Raw genomic sequence first — 15,927 nt, 5'->3', positions numbered from 1 at the left:
GCCGAGCCCGCGGTGCGCAGGTGCCCAAGCGGCCGCGCCGGCGCAGGAGTTGAGGATCAAGTCGGCCGGACGGGGAAGTGGTCCAGACCTATTGACCTGTGGTCCAGACCTTTCTATTCTCGCGGCACCGTGTGCGTGAAGGCTCAGTCATGCCCCTGACACCCCCAATAAAGAGGGAGGCGCAGCATGCGCTTCAGACACAGAGCCGCGGCAGGGTTCGCGACCCTGCTGCTCCCCCTGGCCGGCCTGGTCGGTCTCGCGAGCCCCGCCCAGGCCGCTACGAACGCGACGGCCGGCTTCACCAAGACCAGCGACTGGGGAACCGGCTTCGGCGGTCAGTGGACCATCAAGAACACCGGTACCAGCAGCCTCAGTTCCTGGACCGTCGAGTGGGACTTCCCTTCCGGTACGTCCGTCACCTCCGCGTGGGACGCGGACGTGACGAACTCCGGCACTCACTGGACCGCCAAGAACAAGTCCTACAACGGCACCCTCGCCCCCGGCGCCTCCGTCTCCTTCGGCTTCAACGGCGCCGGCCCCGGCTCCCCGTCCAACTGCAAGCTGAACGGCGACAGTTGCGACGGTACGACGGTCCCCGGCGACGCGGCGCCCTCCGCGCCCGGCACCCCGACCGCCTCCGGCATCACCGACACCTCGGTGAAGCTCTCCTGGAGCGCGGCCACCGACGACAAGGGCGTGAAGAACTACGACGTCCTGCGCGCCGGCAAGGTCGTCGGCACCGTGACGACGACGTCGTACACGGACACCGGCCTGAGCGCCGGCACCGACTACTCCTACACCGTGCGGGCCCGTGACACCGCCGACCAGACAGGACCGGTCAGCGCAGCGGTCGCCGTCCACACCACCGGCGGCGGCACCACTCCCCCGCCCACCGGCAACAAGGTCAAGCTCGGCTACTTCACCGAGTGGGGCATCTACGGCCGCAACTACAACGTCAAGAACCTGGTGACGTCCGGCTCGGCCGCGAAGATCACCCACATCAACTACGCCTTCGGCAACGTCACCAACGGCCAGTGCGCCATCGGCGACTCCTACGCCGACTACGACAAGGCCTTCACCGCCGACCAGTCGGTGAGCGGTGTCGCCGACACCTGGGACCAGCCGCTGCGCGGCAACTTCAACCAGCTGCGCGAGCTGAAGGCGAAGTACCCGAACATCAAGGTGCTGTGGTCCTTCGGCGGCTGGACCTGGTCCGGCGGCTTCGCCCAGGCCGCGGCCAATCCGACCGCCTTCGCGCAGTCCTGCTACAACCTGGTGAAGGACCCCCGCTGGGCCGACGTCTTCGACGGCATCGACATCGACTGGGAGTACCCGAACGCCTGCGGGCTGAGCTGTGACACCAGCGGGGCGGCCGCCTTCAAGAACGTGCTGGCCGCACTGCGCGCCAAGTTCGGCTCCAGTGCCCTGGTCACGGCCGCGGTGACGGCAGACGGCTCCTCCGGCGGCAAGATCGAGGCCGCGGACTACGCGGGCGCCGCCCGGTCCGTCGACTGGTACAACGTGATGACGTACGACTTCTTCGGCGCCTGGGACGCACAGGGCCCGACCGCCCCGCACTCCCCGCTCACCTCGTACTCCGGCATCCCGAAGGCGGGCTACACCACCTCCGACGCGATGGCCAAGTACAAGGCGATCGGCGTCCCCGCGAGCAAGCTGCTCATCGGCATCGGCTTCTACGGCCGCGGCTGGACCGGCGTCACCCAGGACGCCCCGGGCGGCACCGCCACGGGCCCGGCGGCGGGCACCTACGAGCAGGGCATCGAGGACTACAAGGTCCTCAAGACGTCCTGCCCGGCCACCGGCACCGTCGCGGGCACGGCCTACGCGCACTGCGGCAGCAACTGGTGGTCGTACGACACCCCCGCCACCATCGCCACCAAGATGGCGTGGGCCAAGAACCAGGGCCTGGGCGGTGCGTTCTTCTGGGAGTTCAGCGGTGACACCGGCAACGGTGAGCTGGTGAGCGCCATCAACAGCGGACTGAGCTGATCACGTTCCGCCGCACGATCACGTTCCGCCGCACGAGAGCGCCGCGGGTGGACCTCCGGGTCTGCCCGCGGCACTGTTGTACGCCCTTTCGCACCTCCGGCGTGTCATCCGGGGGAAAGGGTGAAGCGCGGGAGTCAGGCCACGTTCACCCGCTGGCCGGGCGGGGCCGCCTCCAGCCACGCGAGGAAACCGGTCAGCGCGTCCTCGCTCATCGCGAGTTCCAGGCGGGTGCCCCGGTGGGTACAGGCGAGGACCACCGCGTCGGAGAGCAGTGCCAGCTCCTCCTCGCCCTCGGGCAGCCGGCGGCCGGCCACCTCGATCGCGGCGCGCTCCAGGGTGCGGCGGGGGCGGGGAGCGTAGGAGAAGACGCGGTACCACTCGATGCGGTCGCCGTTGTAGCGGGCGACCCCGTAGCTCCAGCCCTTGCCGTTGGCGTCCGGTTTGTCGGGCACGTCCCAGCGCAGGGAACAGTCGAAGGTGCCGCCGGAACGCTGGATCAGCCTGCGGCGCAGCCCGAACAGGAACAGTCCCACCACCACGAGCGCGATCACGATCCCGCACACAGTCAGAGCGAGGACCATCGGCACCGACCTCCTCGTCTCCCTGGTAATGGAACTAGGCTCGAACTAGGTAATGGAACGGAAAAGACACCCACATCTGCCTCAGCCGCGGTCGGCACCGGATTGCTCCGGGCCGACCGCGGCTGAGTGACGTCATCACACGGCGCGGTGGATCAACGCGCCGCCGTCGCCGCCCGCAGACGGACATCCGCCCGGCGCTCGGCCTCGGCGTCGTCCTCCGCCTTCGCGCGCTCGAGCTCGCGCTCCGTGCGCTGGACATCGATCTCGTCCGACAGCTCGGCGACCTCGGCCAGCAGCGACAGCTTGTTGTCCGCGAACGAGATGAAACCGCCGTGCACCGCGGCGACGACCGTTCCACCTTCACTCGTACGGATGGTCACCGGGCCCGACTCCAGCACACCGAGCAGCGGCTGGTGACCGGGCATGACGCCGATGTCGCCGGACGTGGTGCGCGCGACGACCAGGGTGGCCTCGCCGGACCAGACCTGGCGGTCGGCGGCGACCAGCTCGACGTGCAGCTCAGCAGCCAAGGGTGGCTCCTCGGGTCACCACCCGGCGGTAGTGCCGGGTGTTGGGGTCAATTCTAGTGGGCGTGGAAGAGGGGGCGGGACGCACCCGCCCCCTCATCGGGAGCACGAGGCTCAGGAGACGCCCAGCTCCTTGGCGTTGGCCTTGAGGTCCTCAATGCCACCGCACATGAAGAACGCCTGCTCCGGGAAGTGGTCGTACTCGCCGTCGATGATCGCGTTGAAGGCCGCGATCGACTCGTCCAGCGGGACGTCCGACCCGTCGACGCCGGTGAACTGCTTGGCGACGTGGGTGTTCTGGGACAGGAAGCGCTCCACACGACGGGCCCGGTGGACGACGAGCTTGTCCTCTTCGCCCAGCTCGTCGATACCGAGGATCGCGATGATGTCCTGGAGGTCCTTGTACTTCTGCAGCACCGACTTCACCCGCATGGCCGCGTTGTAGTGGTCCGCGGCGATGTAGCGCGGGTCCAGGATGCGGGACGTGGAGTCCAGCGGGTCCACGGCCGGGTAGATGCCCTTCTCGGAGATCGGACGGGAGAGAACCGTCGTCGCGTCGAGGTGGGCGAAGGTGGTGGCCGGGGCCGGGTCGGTCAGGTCGTCCGCGGGGACGTAGATCGCCTGCATCGAGGTGATCGAGTGACCACGGGTCGAGGTGATGCGCTCCTGCAGGAGGCCCATCTCGTCGGCCAGGTTCGGCTGGTAACCCACCGCGGACGGCATGCGGCCGAGCAGCGTGGAGACCTCGGAACCGGCCTGCGTGAAGCGGAAGATGTTGTCGATGAAGAACAGCACGTCCTGCTTCTGGACGTCACGGAAGTACTCGGCCATGGTGAGGCCGGCCAGCGCGACGCGCAGACGGGTGCCCGGGGGCTCGTCCATCTGACCGAAGACCAGCGCGGTCTTGTCGATGACGCCCGAGTCCGACATCTCCTCGATCAGGTCGTTGCCCTCACGGGTGCGCTCACCGACACCGGCGAACACGGAGACACCGTCGTGGTTGTTGGCGACGCGGTAGATCATCTCCTGGATGAGCACCGTCTTGCCGACGCCGGCACCGCCGAACAGGCCGATCTTGCCGCCCTTGACGTACGGGGTCAGCAGGTCGATGACCTTGACGCCCGTCTCGAACATCTCGGTCTTCGACTCGAGCTCGTCGAAGTTCGGGGCCTTGCGGTGGATCGGCCAGCGCTCGCCGTCGTACGTCTCGTCGACGTTCAGCACCTCACCGAGGGTGTTGAACACCTTGCCCTTGGTGAAGTCACCGACCGGGACGGAGATGGCGGAGCCCGTGTCCGTCACCTGGGCCTGGCGCACCAGACCGTCGGTGGGCTGCATGGAGATGGTGCGGACCAGGCCGTCACCCAGGTGCTGGGCGACCTCCAGGGTCAGCGTCTTCTTCGCGCCCTCGTTCGCCGGGTCCGCGACCTCGACGTGCAGGGCGTTGTAGATCTCCGGCATCGCGTCGACGGGGAACTCCACGTCGACGACCGGGCCGATGACCCGGGCGACGCGGCCCGTAGCCGTCGCGGTCTCAACAGTGGTGGTCATTTATCGGTCACTCCCCGCGGTCGCGTCGGCCAGGGCGCTCGCGCCACCGACGATCTCGCTGATTTCCTGGGTGATTTCGGCCTGGCGGGCCGCGTTGGCAAGACGGGAGAGCGTGTTGATCAGCTCGCCCGCGTTGTCGGTGGCCGACTTCATCGCGCGCCGCGTGGCGGCGTGCTTCGAAGCGGCCGACTGGAGCAGCGCGTTGTAGATGCGGCTCTCCACGTACCGCGGCAGCAGGGCGTCGAGGACGTCCTCCGCCGACGGCTCGAAGTCGTACAGCGGCAGGATCTCGCCCTGCGGCTTCGCCTCCTCGGCGACCTCTTCGAGGCGCAGCGGAAGCAGCCGCGCGTCGAGCGCCGTCTGCGTCATCATCGAGACGAACTCGGTGAAGACGATGTGGAGTTCGTCCACACCACCCTCGGCCGTGTCCTTCTCGATGGCCTCGATCAGAGGCGCCGCGACCTTCTTGGCGTCCGCGTACGTCGGCTCGTCGGTGAACCCGGTCCACGACTCCGCGATCTTGCGCTCACGGAAGTTGTAGTGGGCGACACCCCGGCGGCCGACGATGTACGTGTCGACCTGCTTGCCCTCGCGCTCCAGGCGCTCGGTCAGCTGCTCCGCCGCCTTGATGGCGTTGGAGTTGAAGGCGCCGGCCAGACCGCGGTCGCTCGTGAGGAGCAGGACCGCGGCACGGGTCGGGTTCTCCGCCTCCGTGGTGAGCGGGTGCTTGGTGTTCGAACCCGTACCGACCGCCGTGACCGCGCGCGTCAGTTCGCTCGCGTACGGCGTGGAGGCCGCCACCTTGCGCTGCGCCTTGACGACGCGCGAGGCGGCGATCATCTCCATCGCCTTGGTGATCTTCTTGGTCGCGGTGACGGATCGGATGCGACGCTTGTAGACCCGGAGCTGAGCTCCCATGAGTCAGGTCCCTTCCTTACGTCACTTGGAAGCGGCGGCAGGAGTGTCCTCGCCGAGCAGCTTCCCGTCCGAGGTCTCGAACTGCTTCTTGAACTCCGCGATCGCGTCGTCGATGGCCTGGATCGTGTCGTCCGACATCTTGGCGCCCTCACGGATGGAGGTGAGCAGGCCCTGGTGCTTCCGGTGCAGGAAGTCCAGCAGCTCGCGCTCGAAGCGGCGGATGTCGGCGACCGGGACGTCGTCCATACGGCCGTTGGTGCCGGCCCAGACGGAGACGACCTGGTCCTCGGTGGCCATCGGCTGGTACTGGTCCTGCTTCAGCAGCTCGACCATGCGCTGACCGCGCTCCAGCTGCGACTTCGACGCCGCGTCCAGGTCGGAACCGAAGGCGGCGAACGCCTCCAGCTCACGGAACTGGGCGAGGTCGACACGCAGGCGGCCGGAGACCTGGCGCATCGCCTTGTGCTGCGCGGAACCACCGACTCGGGAGACGGAGATACCGACGTTCAGCGCGGGACGCTGACCGGCGTTGAACAGGTCCGACTCCAGGAAGCACTGGCCGTCGGTGATGGAGATGACGTTGGTCGGGATGAACGCCGAGACGTCGTTGGCCTTGGTCTCGACGATCGGCAGACCGGTCATCGAACCGGCACCCATGTCGTCGGAGAGCTTGGCGCAGCGCTCCAGCAGCCGGGAGTGCAGGTAGAAGACGTCACCCGGGTAGGCCTCACGGCCCGGCGGGCGGCGCAGCAGCAGCGACACGGCGCGGTAGGCGTCGGCCTGCTTCGACAGGTCGTCGAAGATGATGAGGACGTGCTTGCCCTCGTACATCCACTGCTGACCGATGGCCGAACCGGTGTACGGCGCCAGGTACTTGAAGCCGGCCGGGTCGGACGCCGGGGCGGCGACGATGGTCGTGTACTCCAGGGCGCCGTTCTCCTCCAGCGCGCGGCGCACGCCGGCGATGGTGGAGCCCTTCTGGCCGATGGCGACGTAGATGCAGCGGACCTGCTTCTTCGGGTCGCCGGTGCGCCAGTTGTCGCGCTGGTTGATGATCGTGTCGACGGCCAGGGCGGTCTTGCCCGTCTGGCGGTCACCGATGATCAGCTGACGCTGACCACGGCCGATCGGGGTCATCGCGTCGACGGCCTTGTAGCCCGTCTCCATCGGCTCGTGCACCGACTTGCGCTGCATGACCGTGGGGGCCTGCAGCTCGAGGGCGCGGCGGCCGGACGTCTCGATCTCGCCGAGGCCGTCGATCGGGTTGCCGAGCGGGTCGACGACACGGCCGAGGTAGCCCTCGCCGACCGCGACGGAGAGGACCTCACCGGTACGCGTGACCGGCTGACCCTCCTCGATGCCGCTGAACTCGCCCAGGACGACCGCACCGATCTCGCGCTCTTCCAGGTTCAGCGCGAGACCGAGGGAGCCATCCTCGAACTTCAGCAGCTCGTTCGCCATGGCCGAGGGCAGACCCTCGATCTTGGCGATACCGTCGCCGGCGACGGTGACCGTACCGACCTCCTCGCGCGAGGCCGCGTCCGGCTTGTACGACTGGACAAAGTTCTCCAGCGCGTCCCGGATCTCCTCCGGCCGGATCGTGAGCTCCGCCATCTGGGTTCCCTGCTCTCCTTGTTGGGCCCGAAGTTTCACTTGGGGGGATGGGGACTCCCCCCTGAAAGAGGTGAATCCTCTGCACGGCCCAACCAGGGCCGTAATTGCGTACTGCTTCTTCAGTTGCTGCTAGCTCGCCATGCGGCGGGCGACGTCGTCCAGCCGGTCCGCGAGGGAGCCGTTGATGACCTCGTCCCCGACCTGCACCCGGATCCCGCCGATCACGTCGGGGTCCACGTCCAGGTTGAGGTGCATCCGGCGGCCGTAGAGCTTCGCCAGGGCATCGCCCAGGCGCCGCTTCTGCGGGTCGCTCAGCGGTACCGCCGAGGTCACGGTCGCCACCAGACGGTCACGGCGCTCGGCGGCGAGCTTGGACAGGGACTCCAGTCCCGCTTCCAGGCTACGTCCACGCGGCGCGGTGACGAGGCGGACCACCAGACGCTCGGTGACGGGCTTGGCCCGGCCGCCGAGGAGCCGGTGCAGCAGTTCGACCTTGGCCGCGGCGCTCGCGGCGCGGTCGGTCAGCGCGGCACGCAACTCGGTGTTGGAGGAGACGATCCGGCCGAACCGGAACAGCTCGTCCTCGACGTCGTCGAGCGTGGCCGTCTTCTCCGCGGTGGTGAGGTCGGCGATGTTCGCCAGCTCCTCCACCGCGTCGACCAGGTCGCGGGGCTGCGACCAGCGGGAGCGGGCCAGGCCGGCCACCAGATCGGCGGTCGCGCCGCTCACCTGGCCACCGATCAGGCGCTGAACCAGCTGTGCCTTGGCCTCTCCGGGCTGCGCCGGGTCGGTGAGGACCCGGCGCAGGCCGGCCTCGCGGTCGAGCAGCGCGGTGACGGCCGCCAGCTCGTCGGCGAGCGCGGTCGCGTCCACGGACGTGGAGTCCGTCAGCGCGTCGAGACGCTCGCGTGCGGCTGCCAGGGCCTCGCGGCTCGCTCCGTTCATCGGGTGGCCTCGGCCTTCTCCTCGAGCTCGTCGAGGAAGCGGTCGATCACACGGCTCTGGCGGGCGTGGTCCTCGAGGGACTCGCCGACGAGCTTGCCGGCCAGTTCGGTGGCGAGCTTGCCGACGTCCTGACGCAGAGCGGACGCGGCGGCCTTGCGGTCGGCCTCGATCTGCGCGTGACCGGCGGTGACGATCTCCTCGCGCTGCCGCTGGCCCTCGGCACGCATCTCGGCGATGAGCGCGGCACCCTGCTCCTGCGCCTCCTGGCGCAGGCGCGCGGCCTCGTGCCGGGCCTCGGCGAGCTGGGCCTTGTACTGCTCAAGGACGCTCTGGGCCTCGACCTTCATGGCGTCGGCCTCTTCGATACCGCCTTCGATCGCCGCGCGGCGCTCCTCCAGAACCTTGTTGATGTTCGGAAGCAGCTTCTTCCAGAAGAAGAAGAACACGATGGCGAAGGCGATGGTGCCGATGAGCAGCTCGGGGCCGGCGGGGACGAGCGGGTTCTGCTTCGTCTCCTCGGCCGCCAGCTGTGCCAGGTTGGCGATCACATCAGTGCCTTTCGTCGATACGTGTCGGTACGGAGGTCTTACTTGGTACCGAACACGAACGGCATGACGATGCCGATGAGGGCGAGCGCCTCACAGAAGGCGAAGCCGAGGATCTGGTTGGCGCGGATCAGGCCGGCGGCCTCGGGCTGACGGGCGAGGGCCTGGGTGCCGTTGCCGAAGATGATGCCGACGCCGATGCCGGGGCCGATGGCCGAGAGGCCGTAACCGACGGAGCCGATGGAACCGGAGACAGCGGCGAGGGTCTCAGTGGCAGCCATGCTGAATCTTCCTTCTCTTTACGGACCGGTGGGGATTGGCCACCGGACGGCTGGGGGTGTGTTGTGGCTCAGTGGTGCTCGGCGAGAGCGCCCTGAATGTAGGAGCAGGCCAGCAGTACGAAGACGTACGCCTGGACGGCCTGAACGAAAAGTTCGAAGCAGATCATGGCCATGGTCATCACGAAGGAGACACCGGCGGCCGGGATCATCCAGCTGTTCAGCAGGTACCAGGAGGCGACGGTGAACATCACCAGCATCAGGTGACCGGCGAACATGTTGGCGAAGAGTCGCACCGCGTGCGTGAACGGGCGGACCAGCAGGTTCGAGAAGAACTCGATGAGCATCACCAGCGGCAGCACCGCACCGAGCGACTTGTCGTAGCCGGTGATGTTCTTGAAGAACCCGACGAAGCCGTGACGCTTGAACGTCAGCCCGACCCAGAGGATCCAGACGAGCGCGGCGAGGACCACGGGGAAGGCGAAGACCGAGGCGACCGGGAACTGGGCCAGCGGTACCACGGACCAGATGTTCATGATCCAGACGAAGAAGAAGAGGGAGACCATGAGCGGCACCCACTTCTCGCCCTCGCGCTTGCCGAGCGTCTCGTACACGATCCCGCGGCGCACGAAGTCGTAGCCGGCCTCGCCGATCATCTGCAGCTTGCCGGGAACGACCTTGGCCTTGCCGAAAGCCGCCCAGAAGAAGGCAACGACGACCACGGAGGTGACGAGCGCGAGCAGCATCACCTTGTTGAACTCGAAGCCCCCGACCGTGGCGAGCGGCTTGAAGAGGAAGGACTGCAGGCCCGGGGCCGGGAAGCCGCACCCGTTGTCGGACATGATCCGACAACTCCAGTCAAAGGCGAGCTGGGTCTGGTCAGCACTCACCGCGGGCTCCTTCGGCGTGACGCATAGGTACGGCAACCTCGTTGTGTCGGCGCGGCGCACGGCCGCGGATCGGCACCGGACTGGTGTTACGAATGTGAGGGCGGCTGGAGGGCATCGAGCCTCGCGATCGAGCAGGCGTCAGCTCAGATGCCCGCGCCCGCGATGCCGCAGTTGGCACCGGACGATAGCAGGAGATCTCACAGGCCTTTATCCCGCCCCTACCCCTCACGACGACGGCCCCGTCTTCTCGTGCTTCTCGCTCTTCTCGGAGTCCGGGTCGACATAGAAGATCTTGGCCTTCATGTGGGCGCGCGCCTGCGCGGCCATCCACACGACGGTCGTGACAACCAGCGACAAGGCGAACGCCTTCGGGTTGAAGAGAGAGGTGCCCTTGAAGACGGCGACGAAGATGAAGAGGAGCAAGAGCTGGGCCATGTAGAGCATCAGCCCCATGGCCTGGAACAGCTGCGGGAGCGTTTTTGCCGTCCACTGCAGCACGTAGAGGCCGATTCCCATGAACAGAATGGCCAGCACCGTGCCGAGGGCCGCCCCGAGCGCACCCTTGCCTCCCGCGACCGCGGCGCTCACGGCGACGGCGATCACGCCGGCAGCCGCTGAGGGCACAGCAATCTGCAGAAGGTTCCGGGCGTCATTGGACGGCATGGCGGCAACTCCGCTTTCACAGGGGGCAGGGTGTCGTCATGGACGAGCGTAGTCCCGGGCTGAGTGATCGAGACCTCACACCAAGGGACCGTCGCACTACGGTCCTTCGGTTCTATCCGGGGTTCTCGTGAACCGTATCACAAACTATTTGATGAGGTCTTTACCTGGTACGTGTGCTTGCCATCACACATGAGAGTGACAGCGCGCGTCTGTGCAGAAACCGCGCCTACTTGTCTGGTATTGGGGGGCTTTGTTCCCCCATGAGTTGGCAATGCTCTCGTCAGATTCTTACCTTGCGGCCCTTACTGATACGGGAGCGCGGGCCGATGGCCGTAGCCCCGTTGACCCCCGTCGCACCGGCCGTGACAGGGGCCCGCTCCTCGGGCGCAGAGGTCTCCTCCGAGGTGGATCCCGCCTGCTGGGCGAGCGCCTCGGCAGCCCGGCGCCGCCGGTAGCGCGGCGGCACGAACCGTTCCGCCCACCTCGGGGTGCGCGGGGTGAAGCGCGGGAGCAGCAGCAGGACCAGGCCCACCGCGCTCAGGAACACCACGCCCAGCCCGATCCACATCGACGCCGAGTTCACCGAGTAGGCGAGGGCGCCGAAACCGATCAGGGCCGACCAGAAATACATGATCAACACAGCCCGGCTGTGCGAGTGGCCGATCTCCAGCAGGCGGTGGTGCAGGTGGCCGCGGTCCGCGGCGAACGGGGACTGGCCGCGCCAGGTGCGGCGCACGATCGCCAGGACCAGGTCGGCCGCCGGGACGGCGATGATCGTCAGCGGCAGCAGCAGCGGGATGTACACGGGCACCGTCTGGTGGACCGCCGCCTTCTCCGAGCCCGTGAACAGGGCGAGGGCGTCCGGGTCCACCTGGCCCGTGATGGAGATCGCGCCCGCCGCCAGCACCAGGCCGATCAGCATCGAGCCCGAGTCGCCCATGAAGATCCGCGCCGGGTGCATGTTGTGCGGCAGGAAGCCCAGGCACATGCCCATCAGGATCGACGCGAAGAGCGTCGCCGGAGCCGCGGCCTCGATGCCGTACGAGTACCAGATCCGGTACGAGTAGAGGAAGAACGCCGCTGCGGCGATGCAGACCATGCCCGCCGCCAGGCCGTCCAGGCCGTCCACGAAGTTCACCGCGTTGATCGTGATGACGACCAGCGCCACCGTCAGCAGCGTGCCCTGCCACTGGGTCAGCGCCACGTTGCCGACGCCCGGGATCGGCAGCCACAGGATCGTCAGACCCTGCATGACCATCACGCCCGCGGCGATCATCTGACCGCCCAGCTTGATCAGCGCGTCGATCTCGAACTTGTCGTCCAGGACGCCGATCAGCCAGATCAGGGCGGCCCCGGAGAGCAGCGCCCGCGGCTCGTTGGACTTGGCGAACACCTCGTTGAGGTTGGTGAGGTGCTCCGCGACCAGCAGGCCCGCGCACAGGCCGAAGAACATCGCGATACCGCCGAGGCGCGGAGTGGGCTCCCGGTGCACGTCACGTGCCCGGATCTCCGGCATGGCTCCGGCCACGATCGCGAACTTTCGTACCGGCCCTGTCAGCAGATACGTCACCGCGGCCGTGATGCAGAGCGTCAGCAGGTATTCACGCACGGGCTTCCCCACAGGTCTCGCTGGCCATCACAGCCCCACACCCTAGCGAGGGACGCATATGGATGAGGACTTCCGGGTAGCGACGATGGTTGCACGTGTGGCTGTGCACGACGCTCACACCAGGGTGTACGCAGGAGCGCCCACCCCCGCTCAGCCGGGATACGGCGGAAATCTACCGGTCAGCTCGCGCACCTCCTCCCGCGCCCCGGCCGGTTCCTTGTCGCCCCGCAGGACGGCCGCCGTCAGGGCGGCGATCCGGACCATCTCCGGCTCACCCATGCCCTGGGTGGTCACCGCGGCCGTACCCAGGCGCAGCCCGCGGCCGTCGCTGTGCGGCAGCGCGAAGCAGTCCAGGACGATCCCGGCGGCCGCGAGCCTGCCGCGTGCGCTGCGCCCGTCGACGCCGAGCGGCGCCGGGTCGGCGGTGATCAGATGGGTGTCCGTGCCGCCGGTGGTGACGGTGAGTCCCTCGGCCGCGAGGTGACCGGCGAGAACCCTCGCATTGGCGACCACCTGATGGGCGTACGCGCCGAACGCCGGTGTTGCGGCCTCGCCGAACGCGACCGCCTTGGCGGCGATGGTGTGCATCTGCGCGCCGCCCTGGGTGAACGGGAACACCGCCCGGTCGACCCGCTCGGCCAAATCGCCGCCGCACAGGATCATTCCGCCGCGCGGGCCGCGCAGCACCTTGTGGGTGGTGGCGCACACGATGTCCGCGTACGGCACCGGGCTGGGCGCCGCTCCCCCGGCGACCAGGCCGATCGGGTGCGCGGCGTCGGCGATGAGGTACGCGCCCACCTCGTCGGCGACCTCGCGGAAGAAGGCGTAGTCGAGGTGGCGGGGGTAGGCGATCGAACCGCACACGATGGCCTTCGGCCGATGGTTGCGGGCGAGGTGGCGCACCTGGTCGTGGTCGACCAGGCCGCTCTCGGCGTCGACGCCGTACCCGACGAAGTCGAACCAGCGGCCGGAGAAGTTCGCGGGCGAGCCGTGGGTGAGATGGCCGCCGTGGTGCAGCCCGAGGGCGAGGACGGTGTCGCCGGGGCGCAGCAGTGCCGCGTAGGCGGCCAGGACGGCCGAAGATCCCGAGTGGGACTGGACGTTGGCGTGTTCGGCGCCGAAGAGTGCCTTGGCCCGGTCCACCGCGAGGCGTTCGGCGACGTCGACCAGTTCGCAGCCGCCGTGGTGCCGGGCGCCGGGATAGCCCTCGGCGTACTTGTTGGCGAGCGACGAGCCGAGGGCGGCGAGCACGGCCGGCGAGGTGAAGTTCTCGGCGGCGATCAGCTGAAGCGTCGTCGACTGCCGCTCCAGTTCCCCCTGCAGGATCTCGGCCAGCTCCGGGTCCTGCCGCCGCAGGGCATCGGTCTCGAGGACGGGTGTGACCGACATGACGGGCTCCGGGCGGTCGACGGTGACGTAGGTCCAATGTAGGCCCGGGGTGGGTCGGACGCGCGGTCGTTTCGTCCGTTTCAGGTCAGCGCCGGTACGGCGGCCGTACGGCCGCGCCGTGACGCTCTCACGTCCGGGCCGGTACGCCCGTCAGCGCGGTGACGACCGGATCCAGCGCGTCCCGTATCTCGTCCCCGACGGACCGGAAGAAGGTCAGGGGCGCGCCGTAGGGGTCGTACACCTCGTCGGCCTCGGCGGTCGGGGCCAGCAGCCAGCCGCGCAGGGCGGCGGCCGCGCGGACGAGGGCGCGGGCGCGCATGACCACGCCGTCCTCCAGGGGCGGCAGCGTCGCCGGGTCTATGGCGCGGACCAGCCGCGTGAACTCCTTCAGGGTGAAGGTGCGCAGGCCCGCCGAGTGGCCCATGGAGATGACCTGGGCGCGGTGGTCACGGGTGGCCGTCAGGACCAGGTCGGCCATGATGACGTGCTCGTCCAGCAGTTCCCGGCCGACGAAGCCGGAGGTGTCCGCGCCGAACTCGGCCAGCACGGCCTCCGCGTTGGCCTCCATGGGCGCGCCCTCGTGGCCCCAGGTGCCCGCGCTCTCCACGATCAGCCCGCCGCCGAGCACACCGAGCCGCTCCGCGACGAAATGGCGGGTCAGCCGCTCGGTGATGGGCGAGCGGCACACGTTGCCGGTACTGACGTGGAGGATGCGGAAGGTGTCGCGCGGAAGCCCGAACGTCGTCGTCCGTTCCGCCTCACGTTCCCCGTTGCCTATGCCACGCCCCGCCTCAGGGGCCGTCAATTCGCCACCTCGAGGTCGGGTACGACCTTCCGCAGCTCGTCCGGGGAGATCGCGCCCTCGCGCAGCAGCACCGGAACCCGGCCGGAGACATCCACGATGGACGAGGGCACGTTGCCGGGGGTGGGGCCGCCGTCGAGGTAGACGGAGACGGAGTCGCCGAGCATCTCCTGGGCCGCGTCGCAGTTCTCCGGCGCCGGGTGGCCGGTGAGGTTCGCGGACGACACGGCCATGGGGCCGACCTCGGTGAGCAGCTCGATGGCGACCGGGTGCAGCGGCATGCGCACGGCGACCGTGCCGCGGGTGTCGCCGAGGTCCCACTGCAGCGACGGCTGGTGCTTGGCGACCAGCGTCAGGGCGCCCGGCCAGAACGCGTCGACCAGTTCCCAGGCCAGCTCGGAGAAGTCCGTGACGAGGCCGTGCAGCGTGTTCGGGGAGCCGATCAGGACGGGCGTGGGCATGTTGCGGCCCCGGCCCTTGGCGGCGAGCAGGTCGGCGACCGCCTCCGCGGAGAACGCGTCGGCGCCGATGCCGTACACCGTGTCGGTCGGCAGCACCACCAGCTCGCCCCGGCGGACGGCGGACGCGGCCTCACGCAGACCCGTCACGCGGTCGGTCGCGTCGTTGGTGTCGTATCGCCGTGCCATGTCTAGCGGGCCTCCTCGTACACGTACTGCGGGCTGGAAGTGGTCGGGGTGCTCACGGCAGCGCCTTGCGGGCCGTCGCGAACCGGGGGCGGTTGTTGAGGTCCGGGTGGTCGGCCGCGTCGGCCCAGCCCCGCTCCTCGGTGAAGATCCACGGCACCAGGCCACCCTGGGTGTCGGCGTGCTCGATGACGACGACACCGCCGGGGCGCAGCAGCCGGTGCGCGGTGCGCTCGATGCCGCGGATGAGGTCGAGACCGTCCGCACCGGAGAACAACGCCAGCTCCGGGTCGTAGTCGCGGGCCTCGGGGGCGACGTACTCCCACTCGGTGAGCGGGATGTAGGGCGGGTTGGAGATGACCAGGTCGACGTGTCCGTCGAGGTCCGGGAAGGCGGTCAGGGCGTCGCCCTGACGCAGGTCGACCCTGGAGCCCGCCATGTTCTTGCGGGTCCACACCAGGGCGTCCTCGGACAGCTCCACGGCGTGCACGCGCGAGCGCGGGACCTCCTGGGCGAGCGCGAGCGCGATGGCGCCGGAGCCGGTGCACAGATCGACGATGCAGGGCTCGACGACGTCCATGGCGCGTACGGCGTCTATGGCCCAGCCGACCACGGACTCGGTCTCCGGCCGGGGCACGAAGACGCCCGGGCCGACCTGGAGCTCCAGGTACCGGAAGTAGGCCCGCCCGGTGATGTGCTGCAGGGGCTCGCGCTGCTCGCGCCGGGCGATGACCTCCCAGTACCGGGCGTCGAAGTCGGAGTCCTTCACGGAGTGCAGCTCGCCCCGCTTCACGCCGTGCACGAACGCGGCGAGCTCCTCCGCGTCGGTGCGCGGCGAGGGCACGCCGGCGTCGGCCAGCCGCTGGGTGGCCTGGGCCACCTCAGCGAGCAGCAGACTTCGGGGGTTTGGGGGGCGTCCCCCAAATGATTGCTGCACGCAAGTCCTCCGTGGTAACTCGTA

16 protein-coding genes are annotated in these 15,927 nt (G+C 68.8%); 1 reads left to right on the top strand and 15 read right to left on the bottom strand.

Annotated elements, in window-relative coordinates; translation table 11 throughout:
* The first annotated feature begins 186 nt into the window (after positions 1-186).
* Positions 187-2,010, top strand: a complete 1,824-nt coding sequence (locus tag ACFZDC_RS13735) for a glycosyl hydrolase family 18 protein (protein ID WP_391323337.1) — start codon at positions 187-189, stop codon at positions 2,008-2,010.
* A 134-nt stretch (positions 2,011-2,144) separates the two neighbouring features.
* Here the strand turns inward: ACFZDC_RS13735 and ACFZDC_RS13730 are convergent, their stop codons facing one another.
* The 15 genes from ACFZDC_RS13730 to prmC all read right to left on the bottom strand — a co-directional run bounded on the left by ACFZDC_RS13730 (position 2,145) and on the right by prmC (position 15,861).
* Positions 2,145-2,591 (bottom strand): DUF2550 family protein, encoded by a 447-nt coding sequence (locus ACFZDC_RS13730; RefSeq protein ID WP_391323335.1) that lies wholly within the window; start codon positions 2,589-2,591, stop codon positions 2,145-2,147.
* Positions 2,592-2,743: 152 nt separating this feature from the next.
* Positions 2,744-3,121, bottom strand: a complete 378-nt coding sequence (locus ACFZDC_RS13725) for a F0F1 ATP synthase subunit epsilon (protein WP_355984806.1) — start codon at positions 3,119-3,121, stop codon at positions 2,744-2,746.
* A gap of 111 nt (positions 3,122-3,232) precedes the next feature.
* Positions 3,233-4,669 carry a F0F1 ATP synthase subunit beta gene (gene atpD, locus ACFZDC_RS13720; protein WP_391323332.1) on the bottom strand — a complete coding sequence of 479 codons (1,437 nt, stop codon included), beginning with the start codon at positions 4,667-4,669 and terminating at the stop codon, positions 3,233-3,235.
* The gene (locus ACFZDC_RS13715) at positions 4,670-5,587 is read right to left on the bottom strand and encodes a F0F1 ATP synthase subunit gamma (RefSeq protein ID WP_391323330.1); all 918 of its coding nucleotides are present in this window, start codon (positions 5,585-5,587) and stop codon (positions 4,670-4,672) included. It abuts the gene before it with no gap.
* A gap of 21 nt (positions 5,588-5,608) precedes the next feature.
* Complete coding sequence (atpA, locus tag ACFZDC_RS13710; RefSeq protein WP_391323328.1) at positions 5,609-7,201, bottom strand: F0F1 ATP synthase subunit alpha; 1,593 nt, start codon at positions 7,199-7,201, stop codon at positions 5,609-5,611.
* Between the two features lie 129 nt (positions 7,202-7,330).
* Positions 7,331-8,146 (bottom strand): F0F1 ATP synthase subunit delta, encoded by an 816-nt coding sequence (locus tag ACFZDC_RS13705; protein WP_391323326.1) that lies wholly within the window; start codon positions 8,144-8,146, stop codon positions 7,331-7,333.
* A complete protein-coding gene (locus ACFZDC_RS13700) occupies positions 8,143-8,694 on the bottom strand; it encodes a F0F1 ATP synthase subunit B (RefSeq protein ID WP_391323324.1) in 552 nt (183 codons plus the stop codon). The genes ACFZDC_RS13705 and ACFZDC_RS13700 overlap by 4 nt, the downstream gene beginning before the upstream one ends.
* Positions 8,695-8,732: 38 nt before the next feature.
* Complete coding sequence (locus ACFZDC_RS13695) at positions 8,733-8,972, bottom strand: ATP synthase subunit C (protein WP_053670587.1); 240 nt, start codon at positions 8,970-8,972, stop codon at positions 8,733-8,735.
* Positions 8,973-9,040: 68 nt separating this feature from the next.
* Positions 9,041-9,811, bottom strand: a complete 771-nt coding sequence (gene atpB / locus ACFZDC_RS13690; protein WP_391323323.1) for a F0F1 ATP synthase subunit A — start codon at positions 9,809-9,811, stop codon at positions 9,041-9,043.
* 273 nt (positions 9,812-10,084) lie between these two features.
* On the bottom strand, positions 10,085-10,522 hold the full coding sequence (locus ACFZDC_RS13685; RefSeq protein WP_391323321.1) for a hypothetical protein: 438 nt from the start codon (positions 10,520-10,522) through the stop codon (positions 10,085-10,087).
* A 280-nt stretch (positions 10,523-10,802) separates the two neighbouring features.
* Positions 10,803-12,131: an MraY family glycosyltransferase gene (locus tag ACFZDC_RS13680; protein ID WP_391323319.1), complete on the bottom strand. Its 1,329-nt coding sequence runs from the start codon at positions 12,129-12,131 to the stop codon at positions 10,803-10,805.
* A gap of 150 nt (positions 12,132-12,281) precedes the next feature.
* Positions 12,282-13,520 (bottom strand): serine hydroxymethyltransferase, encoded by a 1,239-nt coding sequence (gene glyA, locus ACFZDC_RS13675; RefSeq protein WP_391323317.1) that lies wholly within the window; start codon positions 13,518-13,520, stop codon positions 12,282-12,284.
* Positions 13,521-13,647: 127 nt separating this feature from the next.
* Positions 13,648-14,325 (bottom strand): protein-tyrosine-phosphatase, encoded by a 678-nt coding sequence (locus ACFZDC_RS13670; RefSeq protein WP_391323315.1) that lies wholly within the window; start codon positions 14,323-14,325, stop codon positions 13,648-13,650.
* Complete coding sequence (locus tag ACFZDC_RS13665) at positions 14,322-14,969, bottom strand: L-threonylcarbamoyladenylate synthase (protein WP_391323313.1); 648 nt, start codon at positions 14,967-14,969, stop codon at positions 14,322-14,324. Before ACFZDC_RS13665 ends, ACFZDC_RS13670 begins: the two co-directional genes overlap by 4 nt.
* A gap of 52 nt (positions 14,970-15,021) precedes the next feature.
* Positions 15,022-15,861 (bottom strand): peptide chain release factor N(5)-glutamine methyltransferase, encoded by an 840-nt coding sequence (gene prmC / locus ACFZDC_RS13660; protein WP_391323476.1) that lies wholly within the window; start codon positions 15,859-15,861, stop codon positions 15,022-15,024.
* Positions 15,862-15,927: the final 66 nt, after the last annotated feature.

Origin of the sequence: Streptomyces sp. NPDC007905 (assembly GCF_042959345.1) — a bacterium.
Taxonomy (GTDB): domain Bacteria; phylum Actinomycetota; class Actinomycetes; order Streptomycetales; family Streptomycetaceae; genus Streptomyces.
This window is presented reverse-complemented; position numbering and strand designations above follow the sequence as displayed.